Origin of the sequence: Acinetobacter sp. 5862 (genome assembly GCF_024494585.1) — a bacterium.
GTDB lineage: Bacteria > Pseudomonadota > Gammaproteobacteria > Pseudomonadales > Moraxellaceae > Acinetobacter.
Genome location: NZ_JANHGP010000043.1, coordinates 35,595 through 47,753, shown reverse-complemented (window position 1 = coordinate 47,753; position 12,159 = coordinate 35,595). Strand labels below are relative to the sequence as shown.

12 protein-coding genes are annotated in these 12,159 nt (G+C 40.6%); 6 read left to right on the top strand and 6 right to left on the bottom strand.

What is annotated here, in order from left to right; all coding sequences use genetic code 11:
- Nucleotides 1-318 precede the first annotated feature (318 nt).
- The 4 genes from NO346_RS07715 to gatC all read right to left on the bottom strand — a co-directional run bounded on the left by NO346_RS07715 (nucleotide 319) and on the right by gatC (nucleotide 4,778).
- The gene (locus tag NO346_RS07715) at nucleotides 319-1,377 is read right to left on the bottom strand and encodes a hypothetical protein (RefSeq protein ID WP_208727987.1); all 1,059 of its coding nucleotides are present in this window, start codon (nucleotides 1,375-1,377) and stop codon (nucleotides 319-321) included.
- A gap of 82 nt (nucleotides 1,378-1,459) precedes the next feature.
- Complete coding sequence (gene gatB, locus NO346_RS07710) at nucleotides 1,460-2,929, bottom strand: Asp-tRNA(Asn)/Glu-tRNA(Gln) amidotransferase subunit GatB (protein ID WP_256414793.1); 1,470 nt, start codon at nucleotides 2,927-2,929, stop codon at nucleotides 1,460-1,462.
- Complete coding sequence (gene gatA, locus NO346_RS07705; RefSeq protein ID WP_256414792.1) at nucleotides 2,929-4,407, bottom strand: Asp-tRNA(Asn)/Glu-tRNA(Gln) amidotransferase subunit GatA; 1,479 nt, start codon at nucleotides 4,405-4,407, stop codon at nucleotides 2,929-2,931. Before gatA ends, gatB begins: the two co-directional genes overlap by 1 nt.
- 53 nt (nucleotides 4,408-4,460) lie before the next feature.
- The gene (gene gatC / locus NO346_RS07700; protein ID WP_004664595.1) at nucleotides 4,461-4,778 is read right to left on the bottom strand and encodes an Asp-tRNA(Asn)/Glu-tRNA(Gln) amidotransferase subunit GatC; all 318 of its coding nucleotides are present in this window, start codon (nucleotides 4,776-4,778) and stop codon (nucleotides 4,461-4,463) included.
- A 133-nt stretch (nucleotides 4,779-4,911) separates the two neighbouring features.
- Between gatC and NO346_RS07695 the strand changes: the two genes are divergently transcribed.
- The 6 genes from NO346_RS07695 (at nucleotide 4,912) to NO346_RS07670 (ending at nucleotide 9,664) form a co-directional block, all read left to right on the top strand.
- Complete coding sequence (locus NO346_RS07695; RefSeq protein WP_371924536.1) at nucleotides 4,912-5,952, top strand: rod shape-determining protein; 1,041 nt, start codon at nucleotides 4,912-4,914, stop codon at nucleotides 5,950-5,952.
- Nucleotides 5,953-5,969: 17 nt separating this feature from the next.
- Nucleotides 5,970-6,827: a rod shape-determining protein MreC gene (mreC, locus tag NO346_RS07690; protein ID WP_256414791.1), complete on the top strand. Its 858-nt coding sequence runs from the start codon at nucleotides 5,970-5,972 to the stop codon at nucleotides 6,825-6,827.
- Nucleotides 6,814-7,305: a rod shape-determining protein MreD gene (gene mreD / locus NO346_RS07685; protein ID WP_249571427.1), complete on the top strand. Its 492-nt coding sequence runs from the start codon at nucleotides 6,814-6,816 to the stop codon at nucleotides 7,303-7,305. Before mreC ends, mreD begins: the two co-directional genes overlap by 14 nt.
- Nucleotides 7,293-7,853, top strand: coding sequence for a Maf-like protein (locus NO346_RS07680; protein ID WP_256414790.1), 561 nt, complete (start codon nucleotides 7,293-7,295; stop codon nucleotides 7,851-7,853). The genes mreD and NO346_RS07680 overlap by 13 nt, the downstream gene beginning before the upstream one ends.
- 48 nt (nucleotides 7,854-7,901) lie before the next feature.
- Complete coding sequence (gene rng, locus NO346_RS07675) at nucleotides 7,902-9,356, top strand: ribonuclease G (protein WP_256414789.1); 1,455 nt, start codon at nucleotides 7,902-7,904, stop codon at nucleotides 9,354-9,356.
- A gap of 134 nt (nucleotides 9,357-9,490) precedes the next feature.
- Entirely contained in the window at nucleotides 9,491-9,664 is a 174-nt protein-coding gene (locus NO346_RS07670) for a PA1571 family protein (protein WP_004664584.1), read from the top strand.
- 40 nt (nucleotides 9,665-9,704) lie between these two features.
- On the opposite strand, the gene NO346_RS07665 is transcribed toward NO346_RS07670, so the two are convergent.
- Nucleotides 9,705-11,090 (bottom strand): wax ester/triacylglycerol synthase family O-acyltransferase, encoded by a 1,386-nt coding sequence (locus NO346_RS07665; protein ID WP_256414788.1) that lies wholly within the window; start codon nucleotides 11,088-11,090, stop codon nucleotides 9,705-9,707.
- Nucleotides 11,091-11,273: 183 nt separating this feature from the next.
- The gene (locus NO346_RS07660; RefSeq protein ID WP_087535743.1) at nucleotides 11,274-12,008 is read right to left on the bottom strand and encodes a phosphoadenylyl-sulfate reductase; all 735 of its coding nucleotides are present in this window, start codon (nucleotides 12,006-12,008) and stop codon (nucleotides 11,274-11,276) included.
- Between the last annotated feature and the right edge of the window lie 151 nt (nucleotides 12,009-12,159).

Below are 12,159 nucleotides of genomic sequence, written 5' to 3'. Positions count from 1 at the left end.
CCCACTTGTTTTTAAGTGGGGACTAAATTAAGGCTTATAGGATGAATTCATAAGGTGTGTTCAGCGGACGCTTACGAATAAGTTGGGTTTGGTGAGGTAGTATCTATTCTAATGGGAAAAGTTTTTAATCACGTATAAAAGATTTAGAAAGTTGGATACATTCTAAGTCTTCGAGTTTGGTGATAGAGTGCTATCTTTGATAGTTATATTGTTAGGGGGTTAAGTATTTGAGTTAATTATGATTTTTTAAGCCCCTTACTAAAAGAAAGATAGCTAACGCCACTTTGTAAGTAAGGGGGAGATAATATGTAAAATTAGTTAATATTTAGGATTTACATTGACTTGTATTTCAATAGATTTCGCAAATTCATTTAGCTTTTCAATTAACTCAAGAATATTATCTTTCGATATGTTTAATTTTTTCCCATTAATGTCATAGCCTGCCCTATGTGCACAATCATGTCGAATTTTTACAGCATCAATCAACCAACTTAAATTTTCAGGAAGTGTGCAGTTTAAAACGTTTATAAAAAGAGGCATCACTGCTTCAATGTTATGGAATGACATTTCTTCTAATGATTTTTTTACTTTTTCCTTTAATGTATTTTGCCAATTAGGTAATTCTTCAATCTTAAATTTCGTATCCTTAACTTTGCCATCACGGGTTGCTTGTTTGAGAATAAGTTCATTATCACCTAATACTGTTTTAATAAATGTTGTTGATAAATAGTTTTCTAACGTAGCTATCAAGAATCCATGTAGCATAATAAATACATCTTCATTAAGAAAACCGTTATATTTAATAGATACTATTTTATTAGCTTGAGAGATTTGTTCTTGAAAAATTTTCATAGGGCGTGTTTGGTGATATAGCCATAAAAACTCTTCGTGAGACAAAAAACAAAATGTTCTTTGAAAGGATGATTTGAAAAAATCTTCGGTTGTAATTTTCGTTTGTAGATTATTTTTTAATGTTTCTCTAATTTTCATATAAAAATTGGTAATTAAAGCCTCATCATTTGAAAAATAGTTTTCAATATCTTGATAAAAGCTATCATATTCAGGTAAAGAAAAGAAATTATTAGGTAGTTTGTCTAATAAACGACCTTCTATATCTCGGGAAAAATATTCTGTATAAAATTGACCTGAAATTGGCGAGGATGACGGTTTTTGTCCAACAAAACCTACTTTAACTTGTCCTATAGTTCGTGCGGTAGGACTAGTTGTAGAATAATTAACAAGAGATAAATTAAAAGTTGATTTAAAACCGTAATCATCCCATTTTGTCGGTGTAAATACTGCTAAATAACCATTAAATAGTGATAGGTTTGGAAATTCTTTTTCATTTAAATCATTAAAATATAATTTGATACTCATTATTTTATTCCTTTAGTTAATATTATAAAACCCCACATTAAGTGAGGTTTTATATCATGAAATTAATTAACTAGCCAATAAATCAACCAATCAATTTCTTCATTAATTCATTCACTTGAGCTGGGTTAGCTTTACCTTTTGCAGCTTTCATGACTTGACCAACCAGACCGTTAAAGGCTTTTTCTTTACCAGACTTGTACTCTTCAACCATTTTTTCATTGGCTGCAAGCACTTCTTTGATAATCGCTTCAATCGCACCTGTATCAGTTTCTTGCTTTAAGCCTTTTTCAGCAATAATATCATCCGCAGATTTTCCTTCTGCTTCCCACATAAAGCCAAACACTTGCTTCGCGATTTTGCCGTTAATGGTATTGTCAACAATACGTGCAATCATACCACCCAACTGCTCAGCAGAAACAGGAGAGTCCGCCAATTCTAGGCCTGCTTTGTTTAAAGCACCTGAGAATTCGCCCATCACCCAGTTTGCAGACACCTTACCTTGTGCAGCACCGCCAGCAGCAGCGACAACAGCTTCGTAGAAGTCAGCCATTTCGCGTGACAGCGTCAATACATGTGCATCGTATTCAGTTACACCGAAGTCAGCCATAAAACGGACACGGCGAGCAGCAGGCAACTCTGGAAGCGCAGCACGTGCCGCTTCGATTTGCTCATCGGCAATGATCACTGGTAATAAGTCTGGATCAGGGAAGTAGCGATAGTCGTTCGCTTCTTCTTTCGAGCGCATGGAACGGGTTTCCATCTTGTTCGGATCGAACAAACGGGTTTCTTGGTCGATCGTGCCGCCATCTTCCAAAATTTCCATTTGACGTTCAATTTCAACATTGATCGCTTGCTCGATGAAACGGAATGAGTTGAGGTTTTTCAATTCGCAGCGTGTACCAAAAGGCTGACCCGGACGACGAAGTGACACGTTACAGTCGGCACGGAACGAACCTTCTGCCATGTTACCGTCAGAAATACCTAACCAGCGTACAAGCGTGTGAATCGACTTGATATAAGCAACCGCTTCTTCAACCGAACGCATATCTGGCTCAGATACGATTTCAAGCAATGGTGTGCCCGCACGGTTTAAGTCGATACCCGACATACCTTCGAATTGGTCATGAATCGATTTACCTGCATCTTCTTCAAGATGGGCACGGGTCACGCCAATGCGTTTGGTCGTACCATCTTCCAGTTGAATGTCGATATGACCCAAGCCCACAATCGGATTGTCCATTTGGCTGATTTGATAGCCTTTTGGCGAATCTGGATAGAAGTAGTTTTTACGCGCAAACACAGATGCTTGGTCGATATAGGCATCAATACCCAAACCAAAGCGAATTGCAAGATCAACCACTTCGGCATTCAATACAGGCAATACGCCCGGCATGGCTAAATCAACAAGGCTGGCTTGTGTATTTGGGTCTTGACCAAATTCAGTCGATGAACCTGAGAAGATTTTAGACTTGGTCGCCAACTGAGTATGGATCTCGATCCCGATAACGACTTCCCAACCGTCAATTAACTTTAACTTTTGAGCTTCAGTCATTATGCATTCTCCTCAGCAATTGCCGCACGTTTGGTATGCCAGTCTGTATTTTGTTGATATTGATGCACAATCGAAAGCAATTGTGATTCTGACCAGTAGTTACCGATCAACTGTAAGCCCACAGGCAAGCTGTCTTTATCGAAACCAACAGGTGCGTTGATCGCAGGCAGACCTGCCAAGTTCACTGCAAGGGTATAGATATCACCTAAATACATTTCAGTCGGACTGAGGTTTGCACCGATCTTATAGGCTGTGGTTGGTGCAGATGGTGCAGCAATCACGTCAACATTTTCAAATGCTTTCAAGAAATCTTGCTGAATCAAACGACGTACTTTTTGTGCTTTGACATAGTAGGCATCGTAGTAACCCGCAGACAGGGCATACGTCCCGATCAGGATACGACGTTGTACTTCAGCACCAAAACCTTCTGAACGTGAGCGTTTGTACAAGTCCATTAAATCCACTGGATTTTCACAACGGTAGCCATAGCGTACACCATCAAAACGTGACAGGTTCGAAGAAGCTTCCGCAGGGGCGATCAGGTAGTAAGTCGGTACATAGGCTTCAGTCATGTTGAGATCAATCTCAACCAAGATTGCGCCCATTTCCTCTAATTTTTTCAATGACTCTTCAACGCGTGCTTTTACATCGGCGTCTAAACCTGCCACATTGAAGTATTGCTTTGGAATACCAATGCGTAAACCTTTGACTGCTGTGCCATTCAAGTTAGCAACGTAATCGTCAACCTCTTTATTCACTGAAGTTGAGTCTTTGGCATCATGACCTGCAATCACATTCATCAAATATGCACAGTCTTCCGCAGAACGTGCCATTGGACCGCCTTGATCGAGTGAAGAGGCATATGCAATCATACCGAAGCGTGATACACGACCATAGGTCGGTTTTAAGCCTGTTAAGCCGCAGAATGAAGCTGGTTGGCGAATTGAACCACCAGTATCCGTACCTGTTGCAATCGGAGCTAAGTCCGCAGCAACAGCCGCAGCGGAACCCCCTGATGAACCACCTGGGACATGATCTAATGCCCACGGGTTACCTGTTGCGCCAAAATATGAACTTTCAGAGGTTGAACCCATTGCGAATTCATCCATATTCACCTTACCTAAAGTCACAAGACCTGCAGCTTTGGCTTTGGCAACGACGGTCGCATCGTAAGGTGAAATGAAGTTATCCAACATTTTTGAACCGGCAGTGGTTTTAATGCCTTGGGTACAAAAAATGTCTTTGTGTGCAAGAGGAATACCTGCCAACGCATGTGCATGACCTGACTTAAGTGCAACATCAGCAGCATCAGCTTCAATAAGTGCTTGTTCTGCTGTCACCGTTACATAACTTTTTACTTTCGGGTCAATTTTGGCAATACGTTTTAAATAATGTTCGGTCAATTCGCGTGATGAAAATTGAGCTTGTTTTAGCCCTTCAGAGAGTTCACGGATTGATAAGCGATGTAAATCTGTCATATGAAAAATTTCTTTACATTCTAAATATAAAATATTGATTAATCGAATAGAAATTATTCAATTACGCGAGGTACAAGGTACAAGCCTGCTTCTGTTGCAGGAGCGACCGCTTGATATTCATCACGATGGTTGCTTTCACTTACAATATCAGCACGTAAAGGTTGCGGATTATCAAAAGGACTTTTCAAAGGCTCAACGTTATCGGTATTAATGCCTTTTAGGCTTTCCATCATGCCAAGAATTTTATTTAAACTTTGAGCATATTCAGTAGATTGCGTGTCATTTAGAGACAAGCGAGCAAGATGTGCAATCGCTGAAACGGTCTGTGCATTTAAGTCCGTTGTCTGCTGAGCATCTGATGATGTAGACATAACTTTACCTAATTCAGTATCAAAAAATTGCAAAATATCGTGCGTTATAATAAGCGATTGACTTGTTCAAAGCATCACATTTCGTTAAAGTTGCCACCTTGCATCCATACAAAGTTTAATTGAGAACGCCCCCGTGATTCTAAAACGACTAATTGGCTTGTTTTCGCCGGATTTAGCCATTGATTTAGGTACGGCAAATACACTTATTTATGCACCAGGCCGTGGCATTATATTAAATGAACCGACTGTTGTGGCGATTCGTCATAGCGGTTCGCAAAAAATTGTTGCTGCTGTTGGTCTTGATGCTAAACAAATGTTAGGTCGTACACCAGCGAATATTTCAGCGATTCGTCCGATGAAAGACGGTGTGATTGCCGATTTTGAAGTCACTGAGACCATGTTGAATCAGTTTATCGGTAAAGTACATGAAAAGCGTTTATTTCCACCAGCACCGCGTGTTGTGGTGTGTGTCCCATGTAAATCGACTTTAGTTGAACGTCGTGCGATTCGTGAGGCTGTATTTAATGCAGGCGCGCGTGATGTCCGTTTAATTGAAGAGCCAATGGCTGCAGCGATTGGTGCAGGTATGCCAGTCGAACAAGCATGTGGTTCGATGGTGGTTGATGTGGGTGGCGGTACGACCGAGATTGCGATCATTTCATTACAAGGCTGTGTTTATGCCGATTCATTACGTATCGGTGGCGATGTATTTGATGAGCAAATTATCAATTATGTGCGTAAAGCGCATGGTTGCGTGATTGGGGAAACCACGGCCGAAGTGATCAAGAAAGAAGTGGGTATGGCGATTGCTGATGGCAAAACCCTTGAGATTGAAGTGCGTGGCCGTAATCTGGCAGAGGGTGTACCCCGTGCGATTACCGTCACTTCTGATGAAATCTCACAAGCGATTGCTGACCCATTACAAAGTATTGTCAGCGCTGTAAAATCTGCACTTGAACAAACCCCACCTGAACTATCTTCGGATATTGCAGAGCGTGGTATTGTGTTGACAGGTGGTGGTGCGTTGTTGCGTAACCTTGATAAACTACTGGCGCAAGAAACAGGTCTACCTGTGATTGTTGCGGATGATCCTTTAACTTGCGTCACGCGTGGTGGCGGTAAAGTCTTAGAGTTCTTTGATAATCCGAACCATGACATGCTTTTTGTTGGCTAAATCATAAGGACTAGGCGGTGCAACCGAATCTTTTTTCAAGACAACCGCCATCTTTTCGCTCATTTATTATTGCGGTTATTTCATGTTTGGTGGTGCTTTTCTTTGATTGGCGCATGCCTTATGTGATTCAACCTGCAAGAGATGTCTTGTATGCAGCGTATAATCCAATTTATGCGCTGGCAAGTTATCCTGTACTGTCGCGAGAATGGCTGAACCAACAAACCAAATCTGAAACTCAATTGCGCCGTGAAAATACCGCAATGCAGGCTGAACTCCTTCAAGCTCAAGTTCGACTCCAAAAACTTTCAGAACTCTCCGCGGAAAATAACCGTTTAAGGGGGCTTTTGGATACGCCATTGATTATTGATGGTCGTATGCAAATTGCAGAAGTGATTGGAACAGATGCCGACCCATTACGCCATATTATTATCATTAACCGTGGCTCTGTGGATCACTTAAAAGTTGGACAAACTGTTCTCGATGATAAAGGGATTATGGGGCAGTTGGTTGATGTCTATCCGCATAGTTCACGCGTCATGTTGCTTTCCGATAAAGAACATTCATTGTCTGTTCGCTTAGAGCGTACGGGGATGCGAGCGATTGTATCTGGAACAGGTGATTTAGGTCGCCTAAAAATGGAATATGTTCCGACGAGCGCCAACATCCAAGTGGGCGATAAAGTATTTAGTTCGGGTTTGGGCGAACATTTTCCTGCGGGCTATTTGGTGGGTACTGTTTCTAAGGTTAGCCGTCATACTTCAGGTGAGTTTGCAGAAATTGATGTTATTCCTGCGGCACAGCTTGCCAGTGGTCATCATGTGGTGGTGTTATTTTCAGAATCTTTAGCGCAGGAGCAACCTTATGCCGATCGCTAGATTGAGTTTCGAAAAACGCAAAGATCCACTTTGGATGATTATCATCTCAATTATTATCGGGTCAGTTCTTTTAGTTTATCCCATTGCTTACGAAGCTTCAGGATGGCGACCATCAATTATGTTGATGACAATGCTGTTCTGGATTCTTTATCAACCTAGTTGGTGCGGGGTTTGGTTCGCCTTTGGAGTGGGGATTTTCACTGATTTATTGTTAGATGCGCCTTTGGGTTTAAATGCACTAAGTTTTGTTTTGATTACGTTTGGTACGCGTTATTTTATTCGTGAACGTCGAATTTTAACTTTCGCGAACTCATGGGTAATCGCTGTACTTGCAATTATTGCACACTTAACCTTTTTGTGGATGAGTCAAACAATATCGAGTACACATTTTTCAATAGCGCGACATTGGCAACCGCTTGTTAGTAGCGTGATAGGATGGCCGATGGTTTATTACTGCTTACAAAAATGGCGCGTATAATTTTAGCTTCGAGTTCACCTCGTCGCAAAGAACTGCTACAACAGTTAGGTATGGACTTTGAAATATACAGTCCAGATATCGATGAAAGTGTCCGAGAAAGTGAAATTGTTGAACACTATGTTGAACGATTGGCGAGAGCAAAGGCACATGCTGTTCTAGGTTTATTTCCTGATGCAATTGTGATTGCTGCGGATACCAGTTTAAGTTTTGCAGGTAAGATCATTGGAAAACCACAATCAAAGCAGCACGCATTTGAAATCTGGTCAACAATTTCTGGGCAATGGCATGATGTGTACTCTGGAATTTGTGTGGCAAGCTCTGTCCAATGCTTAAGTAAAGTGGTTAGAACTCAAGTCGAGTTGCAACAGTTAAGTCATACCGAAATGGAAAAATATTGGGCAACGGGTGAACCTGTTGGAAAAGCAGGGGCGTATGCAATCCAAGGGATCGCAGCTCAATATATTCCCCAAATTCGGGGGAGTTATAGTAATGTGGTCGGTTTACCGTTGTACGAAACAGCACTGTTATTAGAAAGCGTTAAAATTTAAAGTAGACACTTTCGGATATAAGAATTTTTATAAAATTTTGAGTGGATTATGGCAGAAGAATTGCTAATTAACGTCACACCGATGGAGTGTCGTGTGGCGTTGATTGAAAATGGTACGGTCAATGAATTATTTGTTGAGCGTACTGTAAAACGTGGTTTAGTGGGTAATATTTATAAAGGTAAAGTGGTACGTGTACTGCCGGGTATGCAAGCTGCTTTTGTTGATATTGGATTGTCTCGGACTGCTTTTTTACATATCAATGATATGGTCTGGTCACGTTCGCAACCTACCCCAAATGTTTTCGAGCTTCTGCATCCGGGACAGATGTTGACGGTTCAAGTGATGAAAGACATGTTGGGAACTAAAGGTGCACGTCTAAGCACAGATCTTTCTATCCCATCACGTTATCTAGTATTAATGCCTTATGGTAATCATATCGGTGTATCACAACGCATTGAATCAGAAGAAGAGCGTGATCGACTTCGTAGCATGATTGAACGCATTCAGACCGAACACAGCTTACCGGGTAGTGTGATCGTTCGCACCGCAGCGGAAGGTGTAGATGAAGCTGCGATTGCACAAGATATGTGTTATCTGAGTAAGCTTTGGGAGTATATTCAACGTAAGCAAAAAGAAGTTGCGACACCTGAACTTATTTTTGAAGAATTACCTTTACCACAACGAATTGTCCGTGATTTAGCCAGTGATGAAACCGCAAAAATTTATGTCGATTCTCGTGAGATTCATGCCAAGTTAAGTGAGTTTGTGCTTGAGTTTGTGCCAACGATTGAAAATCGTCTGATTCACTATCCCGGCGAAAAGCCACTTTTCGATTTGTATAACGTCGAAGAAGATATTCAAAAAGCGTTGCAGACCCGTGTCGCACTTAAGTCAGGCGGCTATCTGATGATAGATCAGACTGAAGCCATGACCACCATTGATGTGAATACAGGCTCTTATGTGGGTGGCCGTAGTTTAGAAGACACGGTATTTAAAACCAATATGGAAGCGACACAAGTCATTGCGAGACAACTTCGTCTACGTAATTTGGGTGGCATTATCATTATTGATTTTATTGACATGCAAGAGCTTGAGCATCGACAAGAGGTCATGCGTCAGTTTGAACGTATGCTTGAACGTGATCATGCCAAAACAAAAATCACCCAAGTTTCAGAGTTAGGCTTGGTTGAAATGACACGTAAACGTACACGTGAGTCTTTAGAACATTTATTATGTGAGTCATGCCCAACTTGTCAGGGACGTGGATATGTGAAGACCGCAGAGACAGTATGTTACGAGATATTTCGAGAAATTTTGCGTTATGCCCGTGCATTTGATTCCAAGAGTGGCTTTACTGTCGTTGCACATCCAGCAGTGATTGATCGTTTATTAACGGCAGAAGCCCCAGCCGTGGCCGATCTGGAACATTTCATTAATCGCGTGATTAAATTTCAGGTCGAAAATTTATATACGCAAGAGCAATACGATATCATTCTGAGCTAAAGTTGTAACAAAATTTCGCTTAATCCTTGTTACAACTGAAATTTTACTTTCTATCATGAATTTTAAATACTAGAACCATAGAATGAGCCATAGGTATCTTGAGTACCTTAGCAAATAATATGAGGTATATAATTATGAATGTGAGCGAAAGATTAGTGAATCATGGTTTTAAGCATGTTTTAGACAGTAATCCAGTCAATACATGTTATATGGTTGATAGCCAAGGTAAAGAGGTCCAAATTACTACGGCAATGATCCGTTTAGCCTGCCATCAACTATTACAGCGTTGTCGTACAATTAAAAAATAAGGGGCGATTGAAAGCCCCTTAATTCTTTTCAGTACGATGCTTAATTTACAACTTTCTGTTGTGGCTGATCTTGAATGACTTGCTCATAGCGTTGAATTTCATCTTCTAGATGAGCGAGAAGAGTTTGCATTTTTGGCACCGTATTACGACATGCAATCAAACCTACTTCTAACTTATCTAAATAACTTGTCATTGTAATATTTAGTGCTTGGCCATCCATGACGATTGAAGCAGGGTAGAGCGCATCCAATTTTGCGCCATTCCAATATAATGGTTCACGTGGACCTGGTACATTCGAAATCACTAGATTAAATGCCTGACGTTTCGGTAACATTCCTGAAGCGATGTTTAAACCTGCTGGTCCATAGACTAATGCACTATAGTTCAGGATTTCATTTGCAGTCATGCGGTTAAAACGCTGCTTTGAATTCTGTACGCTACGGCGAATAATTTCTAAACGTTCAATTGGGTCTGCAATATGAGTGGCTAGGTTTGCCAAAATCATGGTAATACGATTGCTGAAATCAGAATCATCGGTACGCAATGAAGCAGGAACCATCGCAATCAAAGGTTTTTTGGGCAAACTATTTTGATTAATCAAATATTCACGTAATGCACCAGAGCAAACTGCTAGTACTACGTCATTGAGTGTTACACCAAGTGTTTTAGCGATAAGGCGGAAACGTTCCAACTCAAAAGATTGTGCAGCAAAACGGCGAGAAGAACTCACACGTTGGTTTAAGATCGATGGTGGTGCTTGAAATGTTGAGACATAATCAGGATTTTTCCCGATTTCCTTAAATAAGGTTTGTGAAAGTTCGTGCATCACTTTAGGTGCAACTTCACACTGTGATTTAATCGTATCCAAGACTCCTCTGATTTTACTTGCAGTAGGGGCCTTGGGTGCCTTTAAGCGTTTAGTTCGCTTCCCTTCGACACACCATAATGGTACGACATGCTTTTCATTTGGGTCTTTGGAGAGTGATTTTTCGATCAATCGCATTCCTGCAACACCATCCACCATCGCATGGTGAATTTTGAAATACATTGCAAAACGATTGCCTTCAATGCCTTCAATAATGTCGCATGTCCATAGTGGTTTAGCACGGTCAATCAAGGAACTGTGTTGCTGTGAAATATAGACCAATAGTTCACGAATACGCCCTGGATTTGGTAACGCAATATGACGGAAATGATGATCGATATCGAATTCAGGATCTTCACCCCAGAATAATCCTGTCAGTTGATTGTTAAATGGAGGAACCGGAATACTCTTCGATTGACGGATATCTTGAACAAGATCATGCACGAATGTCGGAGATGCATTTTCTGGGATTTCAAATAAAAATAATCCCCCTACATGCATAGGTTGCTGTCTTTTCTCTAATGAAAGAAAAATAAAATCAATAGGGTGTAATGGGCGCATAGCAGATATAGCCTCTCATTGCATTTTTTATAAGATACTCTTTGAGCTCTTATTAGAATTATTGAACCGTTGTGTGAAGTATATACGGTTTGGTCTGGTTAAAATATGACTTTGTACACACGAGTCAGAAAAAATAAAACCACTGATGAATCAGTGGTTTTTATATACCAAATCTGCTAGGAATTATTTTTTCAGATTACCCGAGTGTAATCCGCACTCTTTATGAGTTGCTTCTTCCCACCACCAACGACCTTCACGTTCATGTTGGTTTGGTAATACAGCACGAGTACATGGTTCACAACCAATTGAAATAAAACCACGTTCGTGTAGCGGGTTATATGGAATTTCCATCATTCGAATATAACTCCATACATCTGCACTGCTCCAATTTGCAAGCGGATTATATTTAATCAATTGCTTGCCTTCACCTGAAAATCCAACATCCGCTTGAACCACGGGAATCTCATTACGTGTGCCTGGACTTTGATCTTTACGTTGACCTGTAATCCAACCATCCAAAGTCGCTAATTTTTTACGTAAAGGTTGTACTTTACGAACGCCACAGCATTCCTGATGACCATCTTCAAAAAAGCTAAACAACCCCTTTTCATTTACCAACTGCTGTACAGCAGCGGATTCAGGGAAGCAAATTTCGATCTTAATATTGTAATGTTTACGCACAGTTTCAATAAATTGATAGGTTTCTGCATGTAAACGCCCTGTATCTAAACTAAATACACGGAATGGTTTACCAAGACGCGAAGCAATATCAATTAATACAACATCTTCAGCACCAGAAAATGAAATTGCAATTTCGCCTTCTTGGCTTAAAGCAAGCTCTAAAATTTCTCGTGGTGATTTATCTGAATATTCAGCAGCGAGCGCATCTACAAGGTCAATAGTCGGAATAACAGTCATAGGTGTTCCTGGCGAAAGGCTTGGGTACAATTGTAAATCATTCTAAGCAAAGCCATTTGCTTATCTTCGATTTTAATCTTGCAGAATAAAATCGTTTTATTTAACAACAGCGCAAAAAATGAAAATCTTAATGGTATGATACAGCAATTTT